The sequence below is a fragment of the Serratia sp. CY76391 genome, from assembly GCF_052166695.1.
Lineage (GTDB): Bacteria > Pseudomonadota > Gammaproteobacteria > Enterobacterales > Enterobacteriaceae > Serratia > Serratia nematodiphila.
Window position 1 is genome coordinate 735,688 of the sequence record NZ_JBJNOJ010000001.1, and the last position, 25,969, is coordinate 761,656.

Here is a 25,969-nt window from a genome sequence, read left to right on the forward strand (position 1 = left end):
AAAATCCGCCGTTTTGGCGCTTACAGCCAGCCTGATTTCTTCAGCTTCTGATACAGGAAAATACAGCCGACGGCGGTCGCCCCCAGCGTGGCGTGATAGGCCCACGGGAATTTCAACTCCGGCATGTCGGCGAAGTTCATCCCGTACAGGCTGAAGATCACCGTCGGGATAGCCAAAATCGCCCCCCAACCCGCCAGCCGTTTCACCACTTCGTTCTGTTTGACCGTCACCAGCGCCAGATTGACGTGCATGGCGTTGGTCAGCATTTCGCGCATGTCGTCGATGTTGCTGACCACCTGATGCGCGTGATCCTGCACGTCGCGCACGTAGGCGCGCAGCTCTTTCGGGATCACTTCTTCGTGCAGACGGATCAGCTGGTTGCAGATTTCATCCATCGGCAGCGCGGCGTTGCGCAGCGCCAGCAGGTGGCGGCGCAGAGTATAGACGTTCTCGATCGCCGCCTGATCGAACTCCGACTGAAACATGTTGGCTTCGATGTTCTCGATGGTGCTCTCGAAGCGCGTTACCACGCTGCGGTAGTTATCCACCACGAAGTCCAACACCGAATAGAGGGCGAAGCCCGGCCCGCGGCACATCTGCTTGTGGTTCTCTTCCGCCTTGGCGCGGATCGGCGCGTAGCTGGGTGAGGCGCCGTGGCGCACCGTCACCAGAAAGTTTTTGCCGACGAAGAAGTGGGTTTCGCCGTATTCGATTTCGTCGTGCTCGCCCCACTGCGCGGTTTTCACCACGATGAACAGTGAGTCGCCGTAGGTCTCCAGCTTCGGCCGCTGGTGCGCACACAGCGCGTCTTCGATCGCCAAATCGTGCAGGCCGAACTCCTCCTGCACCTTGCGCATAAACGCCGGTTCCGGCTGCCGCAACCCCAGCCAGACGAAGGTGTCCGGTTGTTTGACCACCTCGCTGATATCGTCGATGGTCACTTCGCCCAGCCGTTGGCCGGCTTTGTACGCCACACAGTTCACCACCATGCTTTTGCTGTCCATCTGTCCATCCATCAATCAGTCAGGGTTTTGGTAAGAAAATAGCACTCATGTTCCACCGGATACTCTTTCAGCGTCATTTGCAGCTGATAGCCGAGCTTTTCGTAGAACGGTCGCGCCTGGAAGCTGAAGGTGTCGAGACGGGCGTAGCGGCAGCCGCGTGCCTGCGCCTCATGCTCGGCGGCGCGCATCAGCCGGCCGCCGAGGCCGCTGCCGCGCTGGGTATCCGCCACCCACAGCCACTCGACGCTCAGCCAGTTGCCCCAGGTTTCGGCGGTCAGCCCGCCGATCACCGTGCCGGCCTCGTCGCGCGCATAGACGCTGAGCGGCTTGCGGTGGCTGGCGTCGATATGCGGCAGGTTGTAAGCGCGCAGGCCTTGCCTGATCGCATCGAGGGTATGTTCGTCAATCGCGTCGGTAACGGTAATGTCCATTTTTCCTCCTGGGTTATGGATTAACTTAAGCACACTGCGGCTAAAAGGCAACCCGTTGAAATGTAATGTAAACACCCATTGCGACGGGCTGGGCTACACTAAACGGGTCATTTCATCTTCAGGAGGACGCCATGCCCCGATTGACTCTGCTGGCCGGTTTGCTGCTGTGCAGCGGCCTGCTTCACGCCGCGCCGACGGTCAGCCAATTGCAGGACGGCCTGGAACACCCATGGTCGCTGGCCTTCTTGCCGGCGGAACAAGGCCTGCTTATCACTGAACGGCCCGGCCGGCTGCGGCTGTGGCTGCAGGGCAAGGGCCTGTCGCCGCCGATCGCCGGCGTGCCGCAGGTCTACGCCGAGGGGCAGGGCGGCCTGCTGGAGGTGTTGCCGGCCCCCGACTTCAGCGCCAGTCGCCGGGTATATCTCAGCTTCGCCGAACCGGGCGAGGGCGGCAAAGCCGGTACGGCGGTCGGCTATGGCCGCCTGAGCGACGATGGCGCGCGGCTGGAAAACTTTAAGGTGATCTTCCGTCAGCAGCCCAAGCTGTCGGTCGGCAATCACTTTGGCGGCAAGCTGGCGTTCGATCGGCAGGGCTACCTGTTTATCGCGCTGGGCGAAAACAACCAGCGGCCGACGGCGCAGGAGACCGACAAGCTGCAGGGCAAGCTGGTGCGGCTGACCGCCGAGGGCGCGGTACCGCCGGACAACCCCTGGGTCGGCCAGGCAGGTAAACGCCCGGAGGTTTGGTCCTACGGCCACCGCAATCCGCAAGGGTTGGCGCTGAACCCGTGGAGCGGCGCGATCTGGGAACATGAGCACGGTCCGCGCGGCGGCGATGAGCTCAATATCCCGTTGCCGGGTAAAAACTACGGCTGGCCGCTGGCCACCTACGGCATCAACTATTCCGGCCAACCGATACCGGAGGCCAAAGGGGAACGGGTGCCCGGCACCGAACAGCCGCTGCACTATTGGCGGGTTTCGCCCGGCCTCAGCGGCATGGCGTTTTATGACGGGCAGCGTTTCCCCGCCTGGCGGCATTCGCTGTTCATCGGCGCACTGGCGCAAAAGGCACTGATTCGCCTGACGCTGGAGGGGGACAAAGTGGTGGCGGAAGAGCGATTGCTGGGCGATCGCGGCGAACGCATTCGCGAGGTGCGCAGCGGGCCGGACGGCTACCTGTATCTGCTGACGGACGAACGGGACGGCAAGCTGCTGAAGGTCGGGGCGTCGTAACGCCCCGCACGCGTCAGGTGAGCGCGCTCATCACGCCGCGCTGGTAGGCCGGGCGAGCGCGCAGTTGCTGATACCAGCGCTCCATGTTCGGCCGCGGGCGGCGGGCGATCGGCATTTCGAACCAGGCGTAGGCGAAGCTGCCGAGCGGGATATCGCCGAAGCCGAACGCGTCGCCGGAGAGGTAAGGCTGGTGCGCCAACGTCTGTTCAATGACGTCGAAGTGTTTTTCCAGCGTGGCGATCGCCGCTTCGATTTTCGCCATGTCGCGCAACTCCGGCGCGGTGCGGATCAGGCCCCAAAAGACGATGGTGAAGGCCGGAACGATGGTCGAGGTGGTCCAGTCCATCCATTTCTCGGCGGCGGCGCGCGCCTGCAGACCTTGCGGATAGAACGTCGCGTCGCCGAATTTCGCCGCCAGGTAGCGCACGATGGTGTTGGACTCCCACAGCACGAAGTCATCGTCCTGCAGTAACGGCACCAGGCCGTTCGGGTTCAGCGCGCGGTAACTCTCTTCGTTGACCTTGCCAAACGCCCCGCCGGCGTTGATGTGGGTATAGCTCAGCCCCAGTTCGGCGGCGCACCACAGCACCTTCCTGACGTTGTTCGAATTCTCACGACCCCAAATGGTCAGCATGGGATAACTCCGTTAGCGGATTAAAGACCCTTAATACCTACGCCACAATGCGCTTTTTGTCACACCGCAGGGCATTTTTTGTCTGCCGTTCAACGTTCCCAGCGGCACACTTCCCAGCCGTGCTCCGCCGCCAGCGCGCTCAGTTCGCTGTCGGGGTTGATCACCGTGGCGCTGTCGACGAATTGCAGCATCGCCTTGTCGTTGAGAGAGTCGCTGTAGCCGTGGCTGTGCTCGAACTTCAGGTGCGGGTGCTGCGCCAGCCAATGCTGCAGGCGGATCACCTTGCCCTGTTGATAGGTCATGGTGCCGTAGGTGTTGCCGGTGAAGCGGCCGTCGCTGATTTCCACGCCGATCGCCAGCGCATCGTCGGCGCCGAGCTGTTCGGCGATCGGCGCCACCAGGTGTTCGCCGGTGGCGGAGATCACCAGAATGCAGTCGCCGCGCTCGCGGTGCCACTGCAGGCGTTCACGGGCGGCGGGGTAGACGCGCGGCAGGATGTCGCGCCGGATATAACGCTGCACCCAGCCGGCCACGGTTTGCACGCTCAGGCCGGTCAGCGGCGCCAGCGTAGCCTGCATATAGTCCTCCATCGACAGCTTGCCCTGATAATAGAGCTGCATCAGCTGCTGCTCCTGCAGTTCCAGCTCCGCCGGCGCGAACCCCTGGCCGACCAGCCAGCGGATCCACAGGCTGGCGCTGTCATCGTCAATCAGGGTTTCATCCAGGTCGAATAAGGCTAAATCCATCAGTATTTCTCCGGCAGGCAGGGTATGAGGTCGTTTACAGGATAGCGGATAGCGCACGTCGCCAGCCAGCGGCGTCGGCGAAATTGCGCAGAGCATAAGAAACATTGATGACGGTTTTGCGACAGTTTGTTGAACGTTTGCATAACTTAGAACGCAACAATATTGGCCGCTCCGGCGAGCGCGGTGGTAACTATGGGGCAAATGCAGCCACCCGCTGGGGAGGGTCAATGTTGATTATTCGCCTGTACGGCAGCCCGATCGTAATCGGGGAAGAAGAGGAACCGCATGATGACGCACCTGACGACGCTGAAGACGTTGCCGTTGCTGGATCTTTCGCAGCTTGACGGTGATGCGCGCCGGCGGCGCGCTTTTCTTGACGATTTGCGCGCGGCGGCGCGCGACGTCGGTTTCTTCTATCTGCGCGGTCACGGCGTGGACGGCGCGCTGAATGCGCGGCTGCAGCACGCCGCGCGGCAATTTTTCGCCCTGCCGGAAGCCGACAAGCTGGCAGTGCAGATGGTGCATTCGCCGCACTTTCGCGGTTACAACCGTGCGGCGGCGGAACTCACGCGCGGGCAGCCTGACTGGCGCGAGCAGTTCGATATCGGCGCCGAACGCCCGGCGCTGACGCTGGCTGACGACACGCCGCGCTGGGCGCGTCTGCAGGGGCCAAACCAGTGGCCGGCGGCGCTGCCGGCGCTGAAACCGCTGCTGCTGGAGTGGCAACAGGCGATGACCGCCATGTCGCTGCGGCTGCTGCGCGCTTTCGCGTTGGCACTTTCGCTGCCGGAGCAGGCTTTCGATCGCTTATACGGCGAGAAGCCCAACGAGCACATCAAACTGATCCGCTACCCGGGGCGGGACGCCACCGCCAGCGCACAGGGCGTCGGTGCGCACAAGGACTCCGGCTTTCTCAGTTTCCTGCTGCAGGACGCGCAAAAAGGGCTGCAGGTGGAGGTCAGCGAGGGGCAATGGATAGACGCGCAGCCGCGTGAAGATACCTTCGTAGTGAACATCGGCGAGCTGCTGGAGCTGGCGACCAACGGCTATCTGCGCGCCACGGTGCACCGGGTGGAAACGCCGCCGGCGGGGAGTGACAGATTATCGATCGCGTTCTTCCTCGGCGCGCGTCTGGACGCGGTGGTGCCGCTGTATCAACTGCCGCCGCAGCTGGCGGCGCAGGCGCGCGGCCCGGCCAGCGATCCGCTCAATCCGCTGCTGCGCGACGTGGGGTATAACTACCTGAAAGGCCGCATCCGCTCTCACCCCGATGTGGCACACCGTTTTTATCAGGACGTCATCGGCCTCTGAACGCCGGGCGTAAAAAAGCCCGGCGCGTCGGCCGGGCTGATCGTGCGCTGATGCGGCGATTATTCCGCCAGCGCCTGCTGCAGATCGGCGATCAGATCTTCCACATCCTCAATCCCCACCGACAGGCGCACCAGCTGCGGCGTGATGCCGGTTGCCAGGCGCTGTTCCAGCGGAATGGAGGCGTGCGTCATGCTGAACGGCTGGCTGATCAGGCTTTCCACGCCGCCCAGGCTTTCCGCCAGGGTGAACAGGCGCGAACGCTGGATGACCCGGCGCGCATAGGCGTCGTCGCCTTTCAGCCGTACCGAGATCATGCCGCCGAAGCGCGTCATCTGGCGCGCCGCCAGCTCGTGCTGCGGGTGGCTCGGCAGGCCGGGATAGTAGACGTTTTCCACCTGCGGCTGGCTCTCCAGCCACTGGGCGATGCGCAGCGCGCTGTCGCTGTGGCGCTGCATGCGCAGCGCCAGGGTGCGGATGCCGCGCAGCGTCAGGAAGCTGCTGAACGGATCGAGAATGCCGCCGACCGCGTTTTGCAGGAAACCGAGCTGTTCCGCCAGCGCTGGGTTATCGCCCACCGCCGCGACGCCGGCCACCACGTCGGAGTGGCCGTTGAGGTATTTGGTGGCGGAGTGCACCACCACGTCAAAGCCCAGATCCAGCGGGCGTTGCAGATACGGCGAGGCGAAGGTGTTGTCCGCCACGCTGATGAGCCGGTGCTTTTTGGCGATCGCGGCGATGGCGCTCAGATCCGCCAGCTTAAGCAGCGGGTTGGTCGGCGTTTCCACCCAGATCATTTTGGTGTCCGGCTCGATCGCCTGTTCCAGCCCGGCGAGATCCGCCGGTGCCACGTAGGTGACGCGCAGGCCGGCGGTGCGGCTGCGCACTTTTTCCAGCAGGCGATAGGTGCCGCCGTACAGGTCGTCCACCGCGATCAGGTGGCTGTCTTTATCGAGCAGCTCCAGCACCGTGGAGCAGGCCGCCAGGCCGGAGGCGAAGGCGTAACCGCGGCTGCCGCCTTCCAGTTCGGCGATGGCGCTTTCCAGCGCGGTGCGCGTCGGGTTGGCGCTGCGGGAGTATTCATAGCCGGTATGTTCGCCCGGCGCCGGTTGGGCGTAGGTGGAGGTGGCGTAAATCGCCGGCATCACTGCGCCGGTCGCGTCCGGGGTGTAACCGGCGTGAACGGTCAACGTATCAAACTTGGCCATAATGGGTCCTTATTAACGTAATTTTTGGCGCCAGGCGTTAAGCACGTCTGTGCGGGTAATCAGGCCGAGGAAGCGCTCGCCGTCGAGCACCACCGCGACGTGGCCATGGTTGAAGGTGGCCTGTAATTCCTCGTAGCCGGCTTCCTTTTGCAGCGTATGAACCTGTTTGGTCATCGCGCTGCCGGCCGTCAGGCTGAAGTGGGCGGCGTCGGCCTGGACGGCGTTCAGCAGATCCCACTCATCGATCAGACCGACCACCCGATCGCCTTCCAGCACCGGTAGCTGCGAGATGTCGTACAGCCGCATGCGGGCGTGCACGATCGCCAACGTGTCGTCCGGCGCGGCGGAAACGGCGGCGCCCTCGTCGTGGCGGTAGGCGATCAGATCGCGCAGATCGCCGTGCTGTGGCTTGCTCAGCAGGCCCTGCTCCAGCATCCAGTGGTCGTTATACATTTTAGACAGGTATTTGTTGCCGCTGTCGCAGACGAAGGTCACTACCCGCTTGGGTTCGGTTTGCGCGCGGCAGTAACGCAGGGCGGCGGCCAGCAGGGTGCCGGTGGAGGAGCCCGCCAGCACGCCTTCCTTGCGCAGCAGCTCGCGCGCGGTGGTGAAGGCTTCTTCATCGCCGATGCGGTAAGCGTGGCGTACCTGGTCAAAGTCGCTGAGCGGCGGGACGAAGTCTTCGCCGATGCCTTCCACCAGCCAACTGCCCGCTTCGCCGATTTGGCCGTGGTCGAGATAGTCCGCCAGGATAGAGCCGGCAGGGTCGGCCAGCACGAATTCCGTCTGCGGCGAAACCTCGGCGAAATAGCGGCTCAGCCCGCCCAGCGTGCCGCCGGAACCGACGCCGACCACGATAGCGTCCACGTCATGCTCCATCTGCCGCCACAGTTCGGGCGCCGTGGTGGTGGTATGAGCCGCCGGGTTGGCCGGATTATTGAACTGGTCGATATAAAAAGCGCCAGGGATCTCTTCCGCCAGGCGTTTGGCGTAATCCTGGTAGTAAGCCGGATGCCCTTTGCCGACGTCCGAACGGGTCAGCAGCACTTCCACCCCCAGCGCGCGCAGGTGGAAGATCTTCTCGCGGCTCATCTTGTCCGGCACCACCAGCAGCAGCTTATAGCCTTTCAGCGCCGCCACCAGCGCTAACCCCAGGCCGGTATTGCCGGCGGTGGCTTCGATGATGGTGCCACCCGGCTGCAGTTTGCCGTCGCGCTCGGCCTGTTCGATCATCGACAGCGCCACGCGGTCTTTGATCGAACCGCCGGGATTTTGGTTCTCCAGCTTGACGAACAGCCGGCATGGGCCGGTATCAAACTGGGTCAGTTCCAGCATCGGGGTATTGCCAATCATCTCGATGACGGAATGGGGGATCGCCATGACTCATCTCCAGGATTATTCGGTATAAAAGTCGTTGTGCGGATGATAGCGCTGAGGATAAGCGCTTTAAAAAGAACAAATAGCGGTTCTATATGCCATTATGGAATATATTAATCTTTTTTGGACGTATGGATGCGCGGATGTTTAGCGGTGCAGATGCTTGGCCGTGTAGCCGTGGGTAGATGCGAAAATGCGCGTCACGATGCTTTTTTGAACGATAAGTGCGTGCCTGCGTACAGTTATGTAAAAATGCTGAAAATTCACGCTAAACCCTGCAAAAATAAGATAAATCACATAAACTCACAGCAAGGGCATTTTCGGTGCGTTGCGTTACCCATTACGGGCGCCGCAGGGGGTTGCGGCCGGCACGCGCGCACCGGGCCACTCTCGCTGGTTGGCTTAAAACGTGAACATGTTTGAAAGTTAACGCTATTTCAATGGTTTTGAATGGACACTCTGGCGACGTCATGATGAAAAAAAACTTATCCACTTCCCTGAAAAAACTGACCTTCAGCGTAGGCATCCTGTTGCTGGCCGCCCCGGCCGTGCACGCGGCCGAGCCGCCGGCGCCGCCGCAGGTAGACGCCAAGGCCTTCATTCTGATGGATTACAACAGCGGTAAGGTGCTGACCGAAGGCAATGCCGATACGCGTCTCGATCCCGCCAGCCTGACCAAGATCATGTCCAGCTACGTGATCGGCCAGGCGATCAAGGCCGGCAAGATCAAGCCGGAAGACATGGTCACCGTCGGCAAAGACGCCTGGGCGCCCGGTAACCCGGCGCTGCGCGGCTCTTCGCTGATGTTCATCAAGCCGGGCGATCAGGTGCCGGTGCTGGAACTGAATAAGGGCATCGTGATCCAGTCCGGCAACGACGCTAGCATCGCGCTGGCGGACTACGTGGCGGGCAGCCAGGATTCGTTCGTCGGCCTGATGAACAACTACGCCAAATCCCTCGGCCTGCAGAATACCCACTTCCTGACGGTGCATGGTCTGGATGCGGAAGGGCAGTACAGCACCGCGCGCGACATGGCGCTGCTGAGCCAGGCGTTGATCCGCGACGTGCCGGACGAATACGCGCTGCATAAAGAGAAAGAGTTCACCTTTAACAAAATCCGCCAGATTAACCGCAACCGTCTGCTGTGGAGCAGCAACCTGAACGTCGACGGCATCAAGACCGGTTACACCAGCGGCGCCGGCCACAATCTGGTGGCGTCCGCCACCGACGGCCCGATGCGTCTGATCTCGGTGGTTTTAGGCGCGCCGAGCGATCGCGTGCGCTTTAGCGAAAGCGAAAAGCTGCTGACCTGGGGCTTCCGCTTCTATGAAACCGCGACGCCGATCAAGGCCGATAAGCCGTTCGTCACCCAGAAAGTATGGTTCGGCGACGTCAGCGAAGTGCCGCTCGGCGTGGCGAAAGACGCCTCGGTCACCATTCCGAAAGGGCAGATGAAAAACCTGAAGGCCAGCTACAAGCTGACCCAACCGACGCTGGAAGCGCCGCTGGCGAAAAACCAGGTGGTCGGCACCATCGATTTCCAGCTGGACGGCAAAACCATCGAGCAGCACCCGCTGGTGGCGATGCAAGAGGTGAAAGAGGGCAACTTCTTCAGCCGCATCTGGGATATGGTGATGATGAAGCTGAGCCAGTGGTTCGGCGGGATCTTCGGCTGAATAGCCTTTGAGCCTCATAAAATGACAAGGGCGCCATTCGGCGCCCTTGATTTATCAGTTACAGGCCACGACCTTGATCGCCAGCCCGCCCTGTGAGGTTTCGCGGTATTTGGCGTTCATGTCTTTGCCGGTTTCGTACATGGTTTCGATCACCTTATCCAGACAAACCCGCGGCTCGCTGGTGCGGCGCATCGCCATGCGCGCGGCATTGACTGCCTTGACGGCGGAAATGGCGTTGCGCTCGATGCAGGGCACCTGTACCTGGCCGGCGAGCGGATCGCAGGTCAGCCCCAAATGGTGCTCCATGGCGATCTCTGCCGCGATGCACACCTGCGCCGGGCTGCCGCCCAGCAGCTCGGTCAACCCGGCCGCCGCCATCGAACAGGCGACGCCCACTTCCCCCTGACAGCCCACTTCGGCGCCGGAGATCGAGGCGTTCATCTTGTACAGCGCGCCAATCACCCCGGACGCCAGGAAATAGCGGGTGTAGGAGTTGGCGTTCACCGGGCGGATGAACTTGTCGTAGTAGGCCAGCACCGCAGGGATGATGCCGCAGGCGCCGTTGGTCGGTGCGGTGACCACGCGGCCACCGGCGGCGTTCTCTTCGTTAACCGCCAGCGCGAACATGTTGATCCAATCGACCACGTTCATCGGGTCGATATTGTTCTTGTCGCCGGTCACCAGAATGCGGCGCAGCGCGGCGGCGCGGCGCGGCACTTTCATCGGGCCGGGCAGCAAGCCTTCGGTGTTGATGCCGCGTTCGATACCGGCGCTCATCACCTGCCAGACGTCGGCGAAGTGCGCGTCGATATCCGCTTTGCTGCGCAGCGCCAGTTCGTTCTGCATCACCAGGCCGGACAACGACAGCCCGGTCTCTTTGCAATGCTGCTGCAGATCGTGCGCCGATTTGAACGGGTAGGGCACCGGCGTTGCGCCCTCGGCGGACTGGCCGAAGTGCTCTTCGTCGACGATGAAACCGCCGCCGATCGAGTAATAGGTTTTGCTGTGCAGCAGGCGCTCACCGGCGAAGGCGCGGATGCGCATGCCGTTTTCGTGCAGCGGCAGGTTGTCGCTGTGGAAGTTCATGCCGCCGTGCAGCGGGAAATCCACCTCGTGATGGCCGTTGGCCAGCGGCAGGCGGCCGCGTTGTTCGACGTCGCGGATAAAGCCTGGAATGCTGTCGATGTCCACATCGTGCGGCAGGTTGCCGGCCAGGCCCATGATGATGGCGATATCGGTGTGGTGGCCTTTACCGGTCAACGACAGCGAACCGTAGACGTCGACCACCACGCGGGTGGTGTCTTGCAACTGCTGGTGGGCGATCAGATCGTCAATGAACTGTTTGCCAGCCTTCATCGGGCCAACGGTGTGGGAGCTGGATGGGCCGATGCCAATTTTGAAAATATCGAAAACGCTGACCATGGTCTCGCCTCCTTCTTCAGGTTTCAGGCGGTGAATACGGGAAATGGGGGCAGTGCGGGAGGGCCGGCGCGCAGCGGCGCCGGCCGGACGTGATTAGCCGAGCAGGCTGAACACGATAGCAGAGATGGCGATCAGACCCATCACAACCACAAACACGTTGCTGATGTGGCCGCTGTACTTGCGCATGGCAGGCACTTTACGGATGGCGTACATCGGCATCAGGAACAGCAGCATGGCGATGATTGGGCCACCCAGGGTTTCGATCATGCCCAGGATGCTCGGGTTCAGGGTGGCGACGATCCAGGTGGTCACCAGCATGAAGATAGCGGTCATGCGGTTCAGCTTGGCGGTGCTGACGGTTTTGCCGCGGCTCTTCATCGACTTGGCGACCAGGCCGTTGAAGCCTTCACGGGCGCCCAGGTAGTGGCCCAGGAACGATTTGGTGATGGCGACGAAGGCGATAACCGGCGCGATGTACTCGATCATCGGGTTGTTAAAGTGGTTAGCCAGGTAAGACAGAATCGAGATATTCTGCGCCTTGGCTTCCGCCAGGTTTTCCGGCGTCAGGCTCAGCACGCAGCTGAACACGAAGAACATCACGGTCAGCACCATCATGATGTGTGCGTAAGCCAGAATGCGGGAGCATTTCTTCTCGGCGTCTGCGCCGTACTCTTCGCGTTTGGCGACGGCGAAGGCGGAGATGATCGGCGAGTGGTTGAAGGAGAACACCATTACCGGGATCGCCAGCCACAGGGTCATGATCAGGCCGTGACCCATGCCGGTAGCGCTGCCGGACAGCGACACGTTTTCGAAGATGGCGCCGGTCCAGTTAGGGATCAGATACACCGCCAGCAGCATCAGCACTGCGACGAACGGGAAGACCAGGATGCTCATGGTTTTCACGATGGCCTGCTCACCGAAGCGCACGATGGTCATCAGGCCGACGATCAGGATCAGCGACAGAATGGCGCGCGGCGGCGACGTCATGCCCAACTGGTGGGTAATGAAGCTGTCGACGGTGTTGGTGATCGCCACGCTGTAAACCAACAGAATCGGGTAGATGGCGAAGAAGTACAGCAGAGTAATCAGTTTACCGGCGGTGATGCCGAAGTGCTCTTCCACCACGGCGGTGATGTCTTCACCGGGATTTTTGCCGGACAGAACGAAACGGCACAGACCGCGGTGGGCAAAGAAGGTCATCGGGAAAGCGATGATGGCCATGATGATCAGAGGAATCAAACCGCCGATGCCGGCGTTGATGGGCAGGAACAGGACGCCTGCGCCGATGGCGGTGCCGTACAGGCCCAACATCCACATGGTATCCGTTTTACGCCAGGTACTGCTGGAGCCCGAGGCCGCAGAGGCAATTGTGCCGGTCTGTGTAGTGTCCATAAATATCTCCGAAGTGAACACGAATTTAAAATTAAAAGGCAAAACTTAAGGTTAAACCGTCAAACGTCCTATTCAGGCAACGCTTGCGGTAAGAATCAGGTGTTGCTTGCGGGGATGTTTTGGCGTCCCCCTGGTTGTTTATTGCGTTCATTACCAAGGCACAGCGCCGGGTAATTCACCAAAGACTTTTCACCGCCACGGGGTGATAAAAGTCGTTACCGCTGCCGACAGGTCTTTGCCTGTCGATTTTTGTTGGCGGCAAGATAACGATTTACAGTAGAAACAACCGTGATCCTGCTCTCAAATGCGTAATATGTGCAGTTATCTGCTTTTTCATCGATTTTTCGCGCATTTGTTGCACATTTGTGTAAGATTTTGTGCTGAGAACGCTCTCATAAAAATTTCTGCGATTATGTGGCTTGTACAATAATTAGCCGGATAAAGCGCTGTGCTCAGCAACAAGCCGAGCAATATATTTTATGCGTGGTTTTGGATCTAGCGAAAAACCCGGATTAAGCAGTTTTAGTGATGTAGATCACATTATGTTTTTAAGGTAAATAACGTTTATGTTTTTGTTTTTATTTTATTTTTGTTGAAAAGTACCGCTAGTAACGAAGGGGAATTACTTACGTGGTTAGCGGATAAAAATGCGTAACCATTCATCATATAAATAACAGATACCTAACAGGTATTGGCGAGATTTGCTGCAATCGCGTAAACCGTCGTTTATTTAAACTTCCTGACCTTTGGCTCGATTTATCATATAAAAGCCATAAATAGCCGTTAATTCACCCAACCGACCGCGTGGTTAGCTTGCGAAAAAATAATCACGCGGGTGAGCTGTTGCATTTTATTAACCTGATGTTGCGTGCGGATAAGCGAAAAACGCGAATTGATTGCGCATTATTTGTTCATTTTTCGGCGGGGAAAGAGGGATATCGAAGCGGTGCGCCGTCGATTATGACGGCGCTGAAGGTGGACTAATAGCGGATAGCGATGGCGTTATCGTTGAAGAACGCCATGAAGTCGGCGTCCGGCTGGCGATCGGTGATCACCCGATCGAACTGCGTCAGCGGGCCGATGCAGGCCGGCTTGGTTTTGCCGAACTTGCTGTGATCTGCCACCAGGATCTTTTGCTGCGCCATCGCCATGGCGCGATGCTTCATCTCCAGCTCGTCGAAGTTGAAGCAGGTGGCGCCGTGCTGCAGGCTGAGGCCGGCGGCGGAGATAAAGGCGATGTTCGGGCAGATGTGATCGAGCTCGTTGCGGCCGCCGACGCTGGAAAAGATGTAGTTGTTCGGCTTGAACTCGCCGCCGCACAGCACCACCTTGCAGTTCGGTTTGTCCTGCAGCGCCAGGAAGGTGTTCAGCGAATGACACACGGCGGTGAAAGCCAGCTCGTCGGCGATGGCGTCGATGATCGCCGGCGTGGTGGTGCCGCAGTCGAAAAACACCGTGTCGTTTTCATTGATCAGCGGCGCCGCCAGCAGGCCGATGCGCCGTTTCTCCGTTACCTGTTTGGCTTTTTGATCGGAAACGAAGTAGTTGGTCACGCCGTTGCTGCGCGGATCGGTCACCACGTAGCCGCCGAGCAACACCACGGCCGCCGGTTCGGCGCTCAGATCGCGGCGAATGGTCATCTCCGAGACCCCCAGCAGCACGGCGGCTTCTTTCAGGTGGATCTTGTCAGCGCGTTTTAACGCCTGAACTAACCGGTTGATACGTTCTTCGCGCCGCGTTTCCATAGATCCGTCTTCCCACAGGTAGTAGAGATAAAAGGCGAGCCGGCATTTCCGGCGCTAAACAGAACGATGCGGGGCAATATCGGGCCGCATCAACCGCCCGTATTGTCCCGCATCGGAGTGTATTGGCTATGCCCCTCAGGGCATACCGACGATCAGTAGCTGCCCGCTGCCGCCTGAGCACCGGAGACGATGGCGACGCCGGAGCTGGTGCCGATACGCGTGGCGCCGGCGTTGATCATCTTCTCGGCGGTTGCGCGATCGCGCACGGCGCCGGAAGCTTTCACGCCCATTTCGCTGCCCACGGTCTCGCGCATCAGTTTGACGTGCTCTTCCCGAGCGCCGCCGGTGCTGAAGCCGGTGGAGGTTTTCACGAAGGCGACATCGAGTTCGCGACACATTTCACAAACCTGGACGATCTGCGCATCGCTGAGCAGGCAGGTTTCCAATATTACCTTCAACGGGATCGCCGCGCAAACCTCGCGCACGGCGGCGATGTCGGCTTTCACTTCGTCCAGCAGGCCGCTCTTCAGCCAGCCGACGTTGATCACCATGTCGATCTCTTGCGCGCCGGCGGCGATCGCCGCTTTGGCTTCAAAGGCTTTGGCGACGGTCAGGCCGGCGCCCAGCGGGAAACCGATCACCGAGCAGACTTTCACCGTGCTTTCCTGCAGCAGCTGGGCCGCCAGCGGCACGTAGCCGGAGTTGACGCATACCGCATAGAAGTTGTGCTGCTGCGCTTCTTCGCACAGTTTGGCGATCTGCATTTCGGTGGCGTCCATGGCCAGCAGGGTGTGGTCAACATAGCTGGCGTAATCGATGTTTTCGGTGGTCATCGCGGTTCCTTAGTGAAGTCGAGAAAAGAGCATGGATAGATAATGTGAAAATAATAACATTGCAATGTCGATAAACCTAGCGGGATTTGAAAAATGCCGACGAGATCATAGTTACTTCACTGTTATATGTATAACTTAGGGAGGGTAATTTGTTATTTAAATAACATTTTCAGCGGCCGCTCGCGGCCTGCGCGGGCGAAACGTCGAGGGAAAAAAGATGAAGATCAACATCGACCTGGCTCCTGAAGCTTTCGGGACGTATCGGCAGGAACTGTTCCGCAACGCGGATTTCGCGGTGAGCGCGCATCGCTGCGCAGAACGCGGGCCGATGCTGACGCTGGCGAACTGCCGTGGCGCGCTGACGGTTTTGCCGTATCAGGGCCTCGCGATCTGGGACGCCGAGTTTGACGGTCATTCGCTGAAGTCGGGCCGCCGCAGCGGGCGGGGCGCCGGAAGAAAGCGCGCTGACGACACCGCGTTCTGTCCCGCCTGGCCGAGTCACGACGGCGCGCTGCTCCAGATGCAACGCGTGTGGCTGCAGCTGGCGGGCGATGAGCTGACGTTGCACGGTGAAGGCGAGCGGTTGGGCGGGCGTTGGCGCATCGGCCCGGCGCTGCGTCTGGCTGCCCAGAGCGCGCAGTTCGCCATAGAGATGAAGGTTACCAACCTGGCCGATCGGCCGCAGCCGCTGCGCTATGTGTGCCGCCTCAACTACGATTGCATTCCCGACGCGGTGTTCCGCCAAAACTTGCCGACGCCGGCGCTGTTGGGAGAGGCGCTCGGGCAGGAACTGCTGTGCTCCGACGATCTGACGCGCTACGTGGATCAGGCCGAGTTCTTTATGCTGGCGCCGCAAGGCCGCCGCTATGTGACGCGTTTTGCCACCGGGCAATTCAACTATGGCCTGCGGCGCATCGCTGTCCAGGGCAACAGGCGGCTGCTTGCTTTTATCCAGCCGGCAAACTGCCGGCCTAACGCGCCGGAAGGGGAGGCGGGAGTGATGCTGGGAACGGGAAAAACGCGGGCATTTTGCGTGACCACCGGCGTGGTGTGAAAGCAGGGGCGGTAACGCCCCTGTCATGTTATGCGGTTATTCTTTCACCCAGCCGCGGCGAATGGCGAAGGCGAACAGAAAGCGATACAGACGCGACAGCCTGTCGGCAAGGACATCGCCGAACAGATTCCATACCAGCTGAGCGAACAGGCAGCCGACCAGGCCGAGCAGGAAACCGCCGACCATATCCAGCGGCCAGTGCACGCCGAGGTAAACGCGTGACCAGGCGATGCCGACGGCGACAATCATCAGCAGCGCGCCGGACCAGACCCGGTGCCAGAACAGGAACGCCAGCGCAAAGGTAAAGATGGCGGTGCCGTGATCGCTGGGGAACGAACTGTCCGGCACGTGCGCCAGGAAGGTATAACCCACGCCGGCGACGAACGGGCGCTCATGCGGCAGCAGCGCGCCGATAGCGGAGGCGGCAAGCATGGCGAACAGCAGCGCGATCGTGGTTTTCGCCACCACTTCGCGCTGCGAAACCAGCTGGCTGCGCGGCCCCCACAGCCACAGGCCGACGATCAGCAGCGGCACGATAATGATAAGATCGCGCGCCAGAAAGGTGGCGAAATCGATCATCCATTCGGGAGATGCCGGGGTCGCATTGATCCAGGCGAAAAGAACATGGTTTAACTGCTCCATAACCGTTACCTCATCTTGCGGCACCAATAGCCGCTAACTATCCAATAAATTGCCAACTGGCTTAACCAAACCCACCAACCTGCCCACAGGTTATGGGTAAGAAAATGTGCGCCGCGCATGATCTGACCAAAGCCCATCAACATGCCGAGCGCAATACCGCCGCACCAGCAGCACCAGGCCAGGCGCGGGCGCTGCGGATAAAACAGGAAAAACAACGCCATGACCGCGAAACCGCTCGAGGCGTGCCCGCCGGGGAAACAGCGACCGGGGCCCGGCAGCGCCGGTATCGCGCCGAACAACGGGAAGGACATCGCCTTGCCACCGTACTCGATCAGATCCCACGGACAGGAGTGCGCGCTGGTGGCCTTGAGAATGCCCACCACCAGCGGGCCGATGCCGAGAAGCAGCATGCTGACAATGAGGCGCGCGCTGCGGCGATAGATGCCCCAAAACAGCGTCAGCACCGCTCCCACGATCACTATCTGCTTCAACAGACGGTGATTGATCAGATCCAGCCAGTAATTGTTTTGCCACGGGAAATGCCCGCTGGCGGCATCGTACCAATAGTTGCTGATCGCCCAGTCCAGTTGTTCGTTGCGGGAGAGCCACAGGAACACCAAACCGCTGATCAGCAGGCCAAAAACTTGCCAACGGTAAAAGGATGCCGGCAGGGAGTAAAGGGCGGTTGTCTTAATTTGCTGTGCCGTTGAGGATTGATTTAATGACGATTCTGGATTCACGCGCAGGCTCGGTGACAGTATTGAATAGCGCCACTGTAATAATTCTGTCTTAAGAAAACCTTAGTCCGCCGGCAAGAAAACCCTATCTGATACACCCGGTTGTGCGCAGGTCATCACTTGTTTATCTCGTCTTAATCGGCGGTTTTTCTGGGGTATTGCTCCGGTTAATGGGGAATACCAGGCGATTGTCACTATTTATAGCCTATTGTAAAGAAGATTAAACCTGTGGCGAGGTTGGCGGTAGTGTATTAGTTTATAGGCGGATTATTTAACAAAAAGTGTAGGGATAAAACATGAACAAGGCATCCGTTGTATTTTCCGGCCTGCTGATGGCCGTTTCCGCCAGCGCCATGGCGGCTACCTCTGGCGATGACGCGGATATCAGCAAACTGCCGCTGGAAAAGGTCGCGCCTTACCCGAAAGCCGAGAAGGGCATGAACCGCCAGGTGATCTACCTGCCGAAGCAAGAGCACGAAGAGAACTATAAGGTAGAGCTGCTGATCGGCAAGACGCTGGAAGTGGACTGCAACCGCCATATGATTGGCGGCACGCTGGAGACCAAAACCCTGTCCGGCTGGGGCTACGACTACCTGGTGCTGGAGAAGCTGTCCGAGCCGGCCTCGACCATGATGGCCTGCCCGGATAACACCAAGAGCAAGAAATTCATCGCCGCCAACCTGGGCGACGCCGCGATGCAGCGCTACAACAGCCGCCTGCCGATCGTGGTGTATGCGCCGAAAGACGCGGAAGTGAAATACCGCATCTGGAAGGCCGAAGACACCGTAAGCCAGGCTGAATCAAAGTAATCCGCGATTAGCGCTGTGAATACATGATCTTGTACAAAACCGTTTGAAGAGCATTTTGCGATGATATGCGGCTCTTCAGGCGGTTTTTTATTTTCAGGCAGGAAAGCCGGGCGCTTAGCCAAATTTTTTCAACCTACAGAGGGAAAATGGAAATTGACTCAAGCTAACAAGGTTAACATCCTTGGTTTAAGAGCGTTTTTTTAATTCTCACTCGCAATATCCTCATTTTTATCTCCCTTCATCTTTGATTATATTATTTTGAATTGCAATTATTTCGGCAATAACAAACCGTTTCGGTTACATAAATAAAAATATTCTTATTAATCATTTTATTGTTGTTTTATTGATTTTATTTAATGGCGAAGGAATGGAAATTAATTATTGTGCTGCTAGATTCATCAATGTAATTAGCTCCACGGCAATTACATTGTTCGCTAATTAATATCTAAAAAAACTTACGAGGATATTCCAATGGCTGATTGTAAATGCAATGAACAAGATCCGCATGCTCAAAATGAACATGTTGCTGATTTTACTGCGGTTGGATTTTCGCAAAAAACACCGGCGCCGGTACCTGTAGACCTTAAGCAGCAGGGCGTGTTGGCGCTTAAACTTTCGGTTTGCGTTGGGGCCAGTTATAACCCTGCAAACAACCAAATTTGTTTTACCATTCCTATCTACGGTGACTTTTGCGTTTCATCGCCGATTCCAATTCCCATTGGTGGGCAGCTTAAAGTGTGTGCAGAGACCTGTGGTTCCTTTATTCCTACGGGATTGAAGGCCACTATTTATTTGAACGGTTCCGTTCTGTTCTCTGTCGTTCTTTTTGGCGCTTGTTAATGTAAAAAGAAAAGCAAGGCACCTTAGGTGTCTTGCTTTTTTGATATTAAGATATTGATAAGGCCGTTGTTGAGTTCAGCCCCACTTGCTAATTAATACAGTCACTCCGCTCTCACTCCTTCTGAAATCAAACCTTGGGAAATGCATTGTTTGATAGCCGACCGCCCGACACTAAACGTTAAGAGAAACGATGTTTCAGGAAGGAGCGGACGTGGCGCTGTATGTCGTCAGTTGAGGTGTTGCTGCCATCTGATGGTGGTCCCGCGGGCGGTGGAGTGCAGGCAACAAAAAACCCGATAATCTTGAACCTAGAAGGCGGGATTATCGGGCTCCACAAAATGGGGACATCAAAGAAAAGCAGTGGCACTAATTCAGACTGCGGCCCCCAACGAAAGTTCTGGCCGGCGACAAAAAAATCAAAATATTTTTATCGCCGATCCATCTCTCCCGCTAATCGATCAGCCGAGTATGCCCGGCCATAGCACCACGATGAGCGAACCCGCCAGCGTTAACAGCACGTTAGCGATGGCGTAGGTGCCGGCGTAGCCCAGCGCCGGGATGTTGCTGCGCGCGGTGTCGCTGATGATCTCCATCGCCGGCGCGCAGGTGCGGGCGCCCATGATGGCGCCGAACAGCAAGGCGCGGTTCATGCGCAGCACGTAAGCGCCGAACAGGAAGCAGATAATCACCGGCACCAGGCTGACGATCAGCCCGGCGATCAACATCTGGCCGCCGACCGCGCCCAGGCTGTGGCCGATGCCGGCGCCGGCGCTCAGGCCCACGCCCGCCATAAACACCATCAGGCCGAACTCTTTCACCATGTTCAGCGCGCCCTGCGGAATGTAGCCGAAGGTCGGGTGGTTGGCGCGCAGGAAGCCGAGCATGATGCCGGACATCAGCAGACCGGCGGCGTTACCGATGCCGAACGAGAAGTTGCTGAACTGAATGGTGATCTGGCCGATCAGCAGGCCGATGATGAAGAAGGCGCAGAACGCCAGCAGATCGGTCACCTGGCTGTGGATCGAGATAAAGCCAATCTTCTCCGCCACGCTCTTCACCCGGCGCGCGTCGCCGCTCACCTGCAGCACGTCGCCCTTGTTGAGCACGATGCTGTCGTCGATCGGCATTTCGATCTGGCTGCGGATCACACGGTTGAGGAAGCAACCGTGGTCGGTCAGCTTCAGCTGGCTCAGGCGTTTGTTCACCGCGTTGCTGTTCTTCACTACGATCTCTTCGGTCACGATGCGCATGTCGAGCAAATCGCGGTCGAACACTTCCTTACCGTTGCGGAAGCTCGGATCCAGCCGCGCGTGGGCGTCCGGATAACCGACCAGCGAGATCTCGTCGCCCACCTGCAGCACCGCGTCACCGTCCGGGTTGGCCAGAATGCCGTTGCGGCGGATGCGTTCGATGTAGCAGCCGGTCTGGCGATAGATGCCCAGTTCGCGCAGGTTCTTGCCGTCGGCCCAGGCCACCAGCTCGGGGCCGACGCGGTAGGCGCGGATCACCGGCAGGTAGACCTTGCGCTGGCTGTCGGTGTCCAGGCCGCGTTCGCGGGCGATTTGCTGGGCGGAGGTGGACAGATCCTGGTGCTGCAGTTTTGGCAGGTAGCGCGCGCCGAAAATCAGGCTGACCAGACCGATCAGATAGGTGAGGGCATAGCCGAGGCTCAGATGATCCTGCGCCGCCAGCAGCGCCGGGCCGTTGACGATGGTGTTGCGCAGCGTATCGCCGGCCCCAACCAGCACCGGCGTCGAGGTCATCGAACCGGCCAGCATGCCGGCGGTCAGGCCGATGTCCCAGTGGAACAGCTTGCCGAGGCCGATGGCGATCACCATCGCCGAACCGACCATCACCAGCGCCAGCATCAGGTAATTCTTGCCGTCGCGGAAGAAAATCGAGAAAAAGTTAGGCCCGGCTTCCACCCCGACGCAGAAAATAAACAGCATGAAGCCGAGATTCAGCGCCTCGGTGTTAATGGCAAAGTGTTGCTGGCCGAGCAGCAGAGAAACCACTAAAACGCCAATGGAATTACCGAGTTGGACGGAGCCCAGACGGAGTTTACCGAGGCACAGCCCCAGTGCGAGTACCACGAACAGTAACAGAATGTAGTTACCGTTTAACAAACTAGCGACGTTTATGTTCACGGAGGATAACTTATTGTTTACCAGTAAGTGCTTGATATAGATAACTATAAGAGATAAATTCAGCCTTAAAACGACATCATAAATCACCACCAGCGTAAGGCGAAGCGAACCATCGTTCGGCGGCGTTCATTCTAGACGCTATGACCGATGACAGCCAGCACAGAAAGCTGATTTCCTGCGCCGCCGTGCGCATTTAACTCTCTTTTGACCAAGGAAAAAATTCGGTTCAGCGTCACCGCACGGGTGACCGGGCCGATTTCTATTGATGCGGTAATTGGGCGGGGGAGAATTCGCATGACGAGTTATAGATATTGGCTGGGCATTCTCAGCTGTTTTCTGTTGTTCAGCCTGGTGTTTCTCGGCCAGCAAACCGGCCTGTTCGGCAGCACGGATCATGAGCACCACGGTGAAACCGGCCTGCTGCTGTTTGTGATCCCCGGCGCGATCGCCAGCTATTTGTCGAGCCGCAAGCGGCTGCTTTGCCCGTTGCTTGGCGCGCTGTATGCATTGCCGCTGTGCCTGCTGATCCGCCACTTCTGGCTGACGCCGTCCTCGTCGTTTTGGCAGGAACTGGCTTACGCTACCAGCGCGGTGTTCTGGTGCGTGTTCGGCGCGATGCTGATGCTGTTCGCCCTCGGTTTGTTGCACACGCTCCAGCAGTTGCACCGGCGGCAGCGGCAATAAAAAAGGCGCATTAAGCGCCTTTTTGTCGTTCAAAAACTTACTGGAACAGGTTCAGGTGTTCTTTAGCGTAAGCTTCGAAATCGGTGCAACCACCGATGTGCTTCTCATCCAGGAAGATCTGCGGCACGGTTTCAACCGGTTTGCCGACGGTTTTTTCCAGATCGGCCTTGGTGATGCCTTCCGCGTGGATGTCAACGTAACGGAAGTTGAAATCGTCGCGTTCTTCAGTCAGTTTTTCCGCCAGTTCTTTAGCGCGGACACAATAAGGACAGCCAGGACGCCCGAAGATTACTGCAAACATGCAACGCTCCTTAATTGGATTTTCGATAAATTATTCGCGATTGCAACGACATCCCGTCACCGAAAAAGTCATTACCTGCGTCAGATGGCGCCTACTATGCCCGTTGAGGCGGTGAAAAAAAAGCAGGAATTACCTGTTAATCTGATTCATGTAACCAATTAGTCTGCCGGGGCTGTCGCCATCGGCGGGAATTCACTACACTGGGGGCAGATCTTCTGGAGAGGAAAAATATGCGTTCATTCGGTGACTTACCGCGCCCGGTGCTGGTGTTGGAAGGGCTGGGCATCGTGATGCTGGTGCTGGCCTACCTCAGCATTCACGGCCACCTGCAACTGCCGGGTTGGCTGGCGTCGCAGCAGGCGGCGGTCGGCATGATTTTCCTCGGCGTGGCGCTGATGGTGCCGGCGGCGGCGTTTCTGGTATGGCGCGTGGTGCAGGGCTTCGGGCCGCTGATGCGCGGCGGCTTGCCGCCGGAAAACGATCGCCGCAAACCGCAAGATGCAGACGCATCGAAAGATAATCAGGATCGCGATCCGCGCGCTTGAGCGCCGCGGCCGCTAACTCGCCTGCCGGGCAGGCGTTGGCTTTTGGGGTAACGAGTGAAAATTGCCATTCTTTCTCGCGACGGATCGCTCTATTCATGTAAGCGGCTGCGTGAAGCGGCGGAAGATCGCGGGCACAGTATCGATATCATCGATCCGCTCTCCTGCTATATGAACATCAATCCGGCGGCGCCGACCATTCATTATCGCGGCCGTCAGCTGGAACGTTACGATGCGGTGATCCCGCGCATCGGTTCTGCCATCACCTTTTACGGCACGGCGGTGCTGCGCCAGTTCGAGTTGCTCGGCAGCTACCCGCTAAACGAGTCCGTGGCCATTACCCGCGCCCGCGACAAGCTGCGTTCGCTGCAGCTGCTGGCGCGGCAGGGCATCGATCTGCCGATCACCGGTTTTGCCCATTCGCCGGACGACACTGGCGATCTGATCGAGCTGGTCGGCGGCGCGCCGCTGGTGGTCAAACTGGTGGAAGGCACGCAGGGCATCGGCGTGGTGCTGGCGGAAACCCGGCAGGCGGCGGAAAGCGTGATCGACGCCTTTCGCGGGCTGAATGCCCACATCCTGGTGCAGGAGTACGTGCGCGAGGCGCAGGGGTGCGACGTGCGCTGTCTGGTGGTGGGTGGCCGGGTGGTGGCCGCCATCGAACGGCAGGCCAAGCCCGGCGAGTTTCGCTCCAACCTGCACCGCGGCGGCACCGCCCGCAAGGTGACCATCACCGCCAGGGAGCGTGCGATCGCGGTGAAAGCGGCGAGCACGCTGGGGCTGGACGTCGCCGGGGTGGATATCCTGCGCGCCCAGCGCGGCCCGCTGGTGATGGAGGTCAACGCGTCGCCGGGGCTGGAAGGGGTGGAAACCACCACCGGGCTGGACATCGCCGGCATGATGATCGAATACATTGAGCAGCGCGGCCGGCCTGGCTTCCGCCTGAAATCCGGCGGTTGACGGGGCGGGCGGTGCGCTTTTCCCGCCGTGCAATATCTGAATTAGTGAATTAAGCCGCATTGATCGTGGCGTATCGGGTGAATATTCCGTAAGCTATGCGCCTTTTCGCGTATTGAATATTGTGAGGCTGGTTATTATGGATTCACTCATTGTCCCCGATTTGGCGCTGTTGCGGCGCTGGCTGGATCAGTCGGGCATTTCTTTCTTTGAGTGCGATTCCTGCCAGGCGCTGCACCTGCCGCACATGCAGAACTTCGACGGCGTGTTCGACGCCAAGATAGATCTGGTGGACAACGTCATTCTGTTCTCCGCGCTGGCCGAGGTGAAGCCGACCGCGCTGATCCCGCTGGTGGCGGACCTGAGCCAGATCAACGCCAGCTCGCTGACCATCAAGGCCTTTGTCGACATTCAGGACGACAACCTGCCGAAGCTGATCGTCTGCCAGTCGCTGAGCGTGGCGGTCGGCATCACCTACGAGCAGTTCACCCACTTCATGCAGCAGGGTGAAGAGCAGGTCTCGATGGTGATCCTCGAGGCGCGGGCGAACGATCTGCTGTTTATGGGTGACGAAGAAGAGATCCCCGCTGGCGCCGTGCGTCAGCCGATGCTGCACTGATCCTCGCCATACCTTAAGCATGCCGTCGCTCCGGCGGCATGCTGCCGTGACTTCCCTCCGCAATTAAATATTCTGCACTTTGGCCTCTGCCGCCCGATCTTTCTCGGCTTTTACGCCGTTAATGCCGTATCACATAGAGAAAAATTGCATAAAAAATCGATAAATGGCGTTTTTTACCCTGGGGGCTGGCGGGTTGCGATGGCAGCGGCTATGCTGCTGATTCTGCAAAGGGCTTGCGATTTCCCTTGTGACCACGCGAGCAGGGCAGTGAAAAAGGCGCATGCAATCATATGCATAGCCATTCAATTCGCGGTTGCAACGATTGCGCTCAATCAGGAAAGGTTTTGTATCGCTGCAGATACAAGTTCAATTCTATGATTCACCCTGTTTTGGAGGAAGTTACGGATGGTCACCCAACGTAAAAAGTGGTTATCGGGTGTGGTTGCCGGCCTGTTGATGGCCGCGTCCGTCAATGCGTCAGCTGAAGAGAAAACGCTGCACGTGTATAACTGGTCCGATTATATCGCGCCGGACACTTTGGCTAATTTCCAGAAAGAAACCGGCATCAAAGTGGTGTACGACGTCTTTGACTCCAACGAAGTGTTGGAAGGCAAACTGATGGCGGGCAGCACCGGTTATGATCTGGTGGTTCCTTCATCCAACTTCCTCGAACGCCAGTCGCAGGCCGGCATCTTCGAACCGCTCGACAAGAGCAAAATGCCCAACTACAAGAATCTCGATCCCGAGATGCTGAAGCTGGTTGCACACAACGACAAAGACAACAAATACGGCATCCCATATCTGATGGTGACCACCGGCATCGGCTATAACGTCGACAAGGTGAAGGCGGCATTGGGCAAAGATGCGCCTGTCGACAGTTGGGATCTGATCCTCAAGCCGGAAAACCTCGAGAAGCTGAAAAGCTGCGGCGTCTCCTTCCTCGATGCGCCGAGCGAGGTTTACGCCACCGTGCTGCACTACCTGGGCAAGGATCCCAACAGCACCAATGCGGCGGACTACACCGGCGCGGCCAACGATCTGCTGCTGAAACTGCGGCCGAACATTCGTTACTTCCACTCTTCTCAGTACATCAACGATCTGGCTAACGGTGATATCTGCGTGGCAATCGGCTGGTCCGGCGACGTGATGCAGGCTGCCAACCGCGCCAAAGAGGCGAAGAACGGCGTGAACGTAGCCTACGCGATCCCGAAAGAGGGGGCGCTGACCTACTTTGACATGTTCGCCATGCCGGCGGACGCCAAGAACAAAGACGCCGCGTACCAGTTCCTGAACTTCCTGATGAAACCTGACGTGATGGCGGGCATCAGCAACTATGTCTATTACGCCAATGCGGTGAAAGACTCCACGCCGCTGGTGAATGCCGAAGTGCGCGAGAACCCGAACGTCTATCCGCCGGCCGATCTGCGCGCCAAGCTGTTCACGCTCAACGTGCAGTCGCCGAAGCTGGACCGTGTCATTACCCGCGCATGGACTAAAGTTAAAAGCGGGAAGTGATGATGGGGGGGCTCCCCCCATCGTCGGTAAACCGGCAGGCGGGCGCTCCCCGCCTGCATTGCCGTTTTGGGCCACGGCGCTCGCCGTGGTTTTGTGCCGCTTTACGCCGGAGAG

The 25,969-nt window shown here is 58.8% G+C and carries 26 protein-coding genes; 12 read left to right on the top strand and 14 right to left on the bottom strand.

The window, feature by feature from the left end:
* Nucleotides 1-20: 20 nt before the first annotated feature.
* Nucleotides 21-1,004, bottom strand: coding sequence for a magnesium and cobalt transport protein CorA (locus ACJ8PN_RS03735; protein ID WP_015377262.1), 984 nt, complete (start codon nucleotides 1,002-1,004; stop codon nucleotides 21-23).
* Nucleotides 1,005-1,015: 11 nt separating this feature from the next.
* Nucleotides 1,016-1,435: a GNAT family N-acetyltransferase gene (locus ACJ8PN_RS03740; protein WP_016928392.1), complete on the bottom strand. Its 420-nt coding sequence runs from the start codon at nucleotides 1,433-1,435 to the stop codon at nucleotides 1,016-1,018.
* 131 nt (nucleotides 1,436-1,566) lie between these two features.
* Between ACJ8PN_RS03740 and ACJ8PN_RS03745 the strand changes: the two genes are divergently transcribed.
* Nucleotides 1,567-2,667, top strand: coding sequence for a PQQ-dependent sugar dehydrogenase (locus ACJ8PN_RS03745; protein ID WP_351106605.1), 1,101 nt, complete (start codon nucleotides 1,567-1,569; stop codon nucleotides 2,665-2,667).
* A gap of 13 nt (nucleotides 2,668-2,680) precedes the next feature.
* On the opposite strand, the gene ACJ8PN_RS03750 is transcribed toward ACJ8PN_RS03745, so the two are convergent.
* Together ACJ8PN_RS03750 and ACJ8PN_RS03755 are read right to left on the bottom strand one after the other, a co-directional pair.
* Complete coding sequence (locus ACJ8PN_RS03750) at nucleotides 2,681-3,301, bottom strand: glutathione S-transferase family protein (RefSeq protein WP_351106609.1); 621 nt, start codon at nucleotides 3,299-3,301, stop codon at nucleotides 2,681-2,683.
* An 89-nt stretch (nucleotides 3,302-3,390) separates the two neighbouring features.
* Nucleotides 3,391-4,047, bottom strand: coding sequence for an HAD family hydrolase (locus tag ACJ8PN_RS03755; protein WP_004938759.1), 657 nt, complete (start codon nucleotides 4,045-4,047; stop codon nucleotides 3,391-3,393).
* A gap of 107 nt (nucleotides 4,048-4,154) precedes the next feature.
* Here ACJ8PN_RS03755 and ACJ8PN_RS03760 point away from each other — a divergent pair, with 107 nt between their 5' ends.
* Together ACJ8PN_RS03760 and ACJ8PN_RS03765 are read left to right on the top strand one after the other, a co-directional pair.
* Nucleotides 4,155-4,391 carry a hypothetical protein gene (locus tag ACJ8PN_RS03760; RefSeq protein WP_171453092.1) on the top strand — a complete coding sequence of 79 codons (237 nt, stop codon included), beginning with the start codon at nucleotides 4,155-4,157 and terminating at the stop codon, nucleotides 4,389-4,391.
* A complete protein-coding gene (locus ACJ8PN_RS03765; RefSeq protein WP_021504376.1) occupies nucleotides 4,336-5,358 on the top strand; it encodes an isopenicillin N synthase family dioxygenase in 1,023 nt (340 codons plus the stop codon). The genes ACJ8PN_RS03760 and ACJ8PN_RS03765 overlap by 56 nt, the downstream gene beginning before the upstream one ends.
* Nucleotides 5,359-5,417: 59 nt before the next feature.
* Here the strand turns inward: ACJ8PN_RS03765 and ACJ8PN_RS03770 are convergent, their stop codons facing one another.
* Nucleotides 5,418-6,563, bottom strand: a complete 1,146-nt coding sequence (locus ACJ8PN_RS03770) for a trans-sulfuration enzyme family protein (RefSeq protein WP_004938751.1) — start codon at nucleotides 6,561-6,563, stop codon at nucleotides 5,418-5,420.
* Nucleotides 6,564-6,575: 12 nt separating this feature from the next.
* The gene (locus tag ACJ8PN_RS03775; protein WP_351106614.1) at nucleotides 6,576-7,943 is read right to left on the bottom strand and encodes a cystathionine beta-synthase; all 1,368 of its coding nucleotides are present in this window, start codon (nucleotides 7,941-7,943) and stop codon (nucleotides 6,576-6,578) included.
* A 467-nt stretch (nucleotides 7,944-8,410) separates the two neighbouring features.
* On the opposite strand from ACJ8PN_RS03775, the gene ACJ8PN_RS03780 reads away from it, so the two are divergent.
* Nucleotides 8,411-9,616 (top strand): serine hydrolase, encoded by a 1,206-nt coding sequence (locus tag ACJ8PN_RS03780; RefSeq protein WP_015377270.1) that lies wholly within the window; start codon nucleotides 8,411-8,413, stop codon nucleotides 9,614-9,616.
* A 54-nt stretch (nucleotides 9,617-9,670) separates the two neighbouring features.
* On the opposite strand, the gene ACJ8PN_RS03785 is transcribed toward ACJ8PN_RS03780, so the two are convergent.
* The 4 genes from ACJ8PN_RS03785 to deoC form a co-directional block, all read right to left on the bottom strand.
* Nucleotides 9,671-11,038 carry an L-serine ammonia-lyase gene (locus ACJ8PN_RS03785; protein ID WP_166729759.1) on the bottom strand — a complete coding sequence of 456 codons (1,368 nt, stop codon included), beginning with the start codon at nucleotides 11,036-11,038 and terminating at the stop codon, nucleotides 9,671-9,673.
* Between the two features lie 93 nt (nucleotides 11,039-11,131).
* The gene (locus ACJ8PN_RS03790; protein ID WP_166729760.1) at nucleotides 11,132-12,430 is read right to left on the bottom strand and encodes an HAAAP family serine/threonine permease; all 1,299 of its coding nucleotides are present in this window, start codon (nucleotides 12,428-12,430) and stop codon (nucleotides 11,132-11,134) included.
* A 980-nt stretch (nucleotides 12,431-13,410) separates the two neighbouring features.
* The gene (deoR, locus tag ACJ8PN_RS03795; protein WP_004938695.1) at nucleotides 13,411-14,175 is read right to left on the bottom strand and encodes a DNA-binding transcriptional repressor DeoR; all 765 of its coding nucleotides are present in this window, start codon (nucleotides 14,173-14,175) and stop codon (nucleotides 13,411-13,413) included.
* 152 nt (nucleotides 14,176-14,327) lie between these two features.
* Entirely contained in the window at nucleotides 14,328-15,008 is a 681-nt protein-coding gene (gene deoC, locus ACJ8PN_RS03800) for a deoxyribose-phosphate aldolase (protein WP_004938693.1), read from the bottom strand.
* Nucleotides 15,009-15,225: 217 nt separating this feature from the next.
* Here deoC and ACJ8PN_RS03805 point away from each other — a divergent pair, with 217 nt between their 5' ends.
* On the top strand, nucleotides 15,226-16,062 hold the full coding sequence (locus ACJ8PN_RS03805) for a hypothetical protein (protein WP_171453683.1): 837 nt from the start codon (nucleotides 15,226-15,228) through the stop codon (nucleotides 16,060-16,062).
* Nucleotides 16,063-16,098: 36 nt separating this feature from the next.
* On the opposite strand, the gene ybjG is transcribed toward ACJ8PN_RS03805, so the two are convergent.
* Together ybjG and ACJ8PN_RS03815 are read right to left on the bottom strand one after the other, a co-directional pair.
* A complete protein-coding gene (gene ybjG, locus ACJ8PN_RS03810) occupies nucleotides 16,099-16,704 on the bottom strand; it encodes an undecaprenyl-diphosphate phosphatase (protein ID WP_015377285.1) in 606 nt (201 codons plus the stop codon).
* Nucleotides 16,705-16,709: 5 nt separating this feature from the next.
* Complete coding sequence (locus ACJ8PN_RS03815) at nucleotides 16,710-17,444, bottom strand: phosphatase PAP2 family protein (protein WP_351106618.1); 735 nt, start codon at nucleotides 17,442-17,444, stop codon at nucleotides 16,710-16,712.
* Nucleotides 17,445-17,737: 293 nt separating this feature from the next.
* On the opposite strand from ACJ8PN_RS03815, the gene eco reads away from it, so the two are divergent.
* Nucleotides 17,738-18,250 carry a serine protease inhibitor ecotin gene (eco, locus tag ACJ8PN_RS03820; RefSeq protein ID WP_351106621.1) on the top strand — a complete coding sequence of 171 codons (513 nt, stop codon included), beginning with the start codon at nucleotides 17,738-17,740 and terminating at the stop codon, nucleotides 18,248-18,250.
* A 471-nt stretch (nucleotides 18,251-18,721) separates the two neighbouring features.
* Complete coding sequence (locus ACJ8PN_RS03825) at nucleotides 18,722-19,090, top strand: hypothetical protein (protein WP_071796762.1); 369 nt, start codon at nucleotides 18,722-18,724, stop codon at nucleotides 19,088-19,090.
* A 458-nt stretch (nucleotides 19,091-19,548) separates the two neighbouring features.
* Here ACJ8PN_RS03825 and ACJ8PN_RS03830 read toward each other — a convergent pair whose 3' ends face one another.
* Nucleotides 19,549-21,237 carry an aspartate:alanine antiporter gene (locus ACJ8PN_RS03830; RefSeq protein WP_004938680.1) on the bottom strand — a complete coding sequence of 563 codons (1,689 nt, stop codon included), beginning with the start codon at nucleotides 21,235-21,237 and terminating at the stop codon, nucleotides 19,549-19,551.
* A gap of 294 nt (nucleotides 21,238-21,531) precedes the next feature.
* Here ACJ8PN_RS03830 and ACJ8PN_RS03835 point away from each other — a divergent pair, with 294 nt between their 5' ends.
* Nucleotides 21,532-21,921: an inner membrane protein YbjM gene (locus tag ACJ8PN_RS03835; protein ID WP_015377289.1), complete on the top strand. Its 390-nt coding sequence runs from the start codon at nucleotides 21,532-21,534 to the stop codon at nucleotides 21,919-21,921.
* Between the two features lie 37 nt (nucleotides 21,922-21,958).
* Here the strand turns inward: ACJ8PN_RS03835 and ACJ8PN_RS03840 are convergent, their stop codons facing one another.
* Nucleotides 21,959-22,222: a GrxA family glutaredoxin gene (locus ACJ8PN_RS03840; protein WP_004938676.1), complete on the bottom strand. Its 264-nt coding sequence runs from the start codon at nucleotides 22,220-22,222 to the stop codon at nucleotides 21,959-21,961.
* Between the two features lie 230 nt (nucleotides 22,223-22,452).
* On the opposite strand from ACJ8PN_RS03840, the gene ACJ8PN_RS03845 reads away from it, so the two are divergent.
* From ACJ8PN_RS03845 to potF, 4 genes are all read left to right on the top strand, one after another.
* Nucleotides 22,453-22,767 (top strand): YbjC family protein, encoded by a 315-nt coding sequence (locus ACJ8PN_RS03845; protein ID WP_015377290.1) that lies wholly within the window; start codon nucleotides 22,453-22,455, stop codon nucleotides 22,765-22,767.
* 54 nt (nucleotides 22,768-22,821) lie between these two features.
* A complete protein-coding gene (gene rimK / locus ACJ8PN_RS03850; RefSeq protein ID WP_041922205.1) occupies nucleotides 22,822-23,724 on the top strand; it encodes a 30S ribosomal protein S6--L-glutamate ligase in 903 nt (300 codons plus the stop codon).
* A gap of 136 nt (nucleotides 23,725-23,860) precedes the next feature.
* Nucleotides 23,861-24,340 (top strand): YbjN domain-containing protein, encoded by a 480-nt coding sequence (locus tag ACJ8PN_RS03855; RefSeq protein WP_004938666.1) that lies wholly within the window; start codon nucleotides 23,861-23,863, stop codon nucleotides 24,338-24,340.
* 405 nt (nucleotides 24,341-24,745) lie between these two features.
* Entirely contained in the window at nucleotides 24,746-25,855 is a 1,110-nt protein-coding gene (gene potF, locus ACJ8PN_RS03860) for a spermidine/putrescine ABC transporter substrate-binding protein PotF (protein WP_015377292.1), read from the top strand.
* Nucleotides 25,856-25,969 lie beyond the last annotated feature (114 nt).

Coding starts and splice junctions, on each gene's coding strand:
- ACJ8PN_RS03840 (WP_004938676.1), bottom strand. CDS start 22,222: ATGTTTGCAGTAATCTTCGGGCGTCCTGGCTGTCCTTATTGTGTCCGC.
- ACJ8PN_RS03790 (WP_166729760.1), bottom strand. CDS start 12,430: ATGGACACTACACAGACCGGCACAATTGCCTCTGCGGCCTCGGGCTCC.
- ACJ8PN_RS03735 (WP_015377262.1), bottom strand. CDS start 1,004: ATGGACAGCAAAAGCATGGTGGTGAACTGTGTGGCGTACAAAGCCGGC.
- ACJ8PN_RS03765 (WP_021504376.1), top strand. CDS start 4,336: ATGACGCACCTGACGACGCTGAAGACGTTGCCGTTGCTGGATCTTTCG.
- ACJ8PN_RS03755 (WP_004938759.1), bottom strand. CDS start 4,047: ATGGATTTAGCCTTATTCGACCTGGATGAAACCCTGATTGACGATGAC.
- ACJ8PN_RS03825 (WP_071796762.1), top strand. CDS start 18,722: ATGGCTGATTGTAAATGCAATGAACAAGATCCGCATGCTCAAAATGAA.
- eco (WP_351106621.1), top strand. CDS start 17,738: ATGAACAAGGCATCCGTTGTATTTTCCGGCCTGCTGATGGCCGTTTCC.
- ACJ8PN_RS03785 (WP_166729759.1), bottom strand. CDS start 11,038: ATGGTCAGCGTTTTCGATATTTTCAAAATTGGCATCGGCCCATCCAGC.
- ACJ8PN_RS03750 (WP_351106609.1), bottom strand. CDS start 3,301: ATGCTGACCATTTGGGGTCGTGAGAATTCGAACAACGTCAGGAAGGTG.
- ACJ8PN_RS03855 (WP_004938666.1), top strand. CDS start 23,861: ATGGATTCACTCATTGTCCCCGATTTGGCGCTGTTGCGGCGCTGGCTG.
- ACJ8PN_RS03780 (WP_015377270.1), top strand. CDS start 8,411: ATGATGAAAAAAAACTTATCCACTTCCCTGAAAAAACTGACCTTCAGC.
- potF (WP_015377292.1), top strand. CDS start 24,746: ATGGTCACCCAACGTAAAAAGTGGTTATCGGGTGTGGTTGCCGGCCTG.
- ACJ8PN_RS03770 (WP_004938751.1), bottom strand. CDS start 6,563: ATGGCCAAGTTTGATACGTTGACCGTTCACGCCGGTTACACCCCGGAC.
- ACJ8PN_RS03760 (WP_171453092.1), top strand. CDS start 4,155: ATGACGGTTTTGCGACAGTTTGTTGAACGTTTGCATAACTTAGAACGC.
- deoC (WP_004938693.1), bottom strand. CDS start 15,008: ATGACCACCGAAAACATCGATTACGCCAGCTATGTTGACCACACCCTG.
- ybjG (WP_015377285.1), bottom strand. CDS start 16,704: ATGGAGCAGTTAAACCATGTTCTTTTCGCCTGGATCAATGCGACCCCG.
- ACJ8PN_RS03835 (WP_015377289.1), top strand. CDS start 21,532: ATGACGAGTTATAGATATTGGCTGGGCATTCTCAGCTGTTTTCTGTTG.
- ACJ8PN_RS03745 (WP_351106605.1), top strand. CDS start 1,567: ATGCCCCGATTGACTCTGCTGGCCGGTTTGCTGCTGTGCAGCGGCCTG.
- ACJ8PN_RS03775 (WP_351106614.1), bottom strand. CDS start 7,943: ATGGCGATCCCCCATTCCGTCATCGAGATGATTGGCAATACCCCGATG.
- ACJ8PN_RS03740 (WP_016928392.1), bottom strand. CDS start 1,435: ATGGACATTACCGTTACCGACGCGATTGACGAACATACCCTCGATGCG.
- ACJ8PN_RS03845 (WP_015377290.1), top strand. CDS start 22,453: ATGCGTTCATTCGGTGACTTACCGCGCCCGGTGCTGGTGTTGGAAGGG.
- ACJ8PN_RS03805 (WP_171453683.1), top strand. CDS start 15,226: ATGAAGATCAACATCGACCTGGCTCCTGAAGCTTTCGGGACGTATCGG.
- deoR (WP_004938695.1), bottom strand. CDS start 14,175: ATGGAAACGCGGCGCGAAGAACGTATCAACCGGTTAGTTCAGGCGTTA.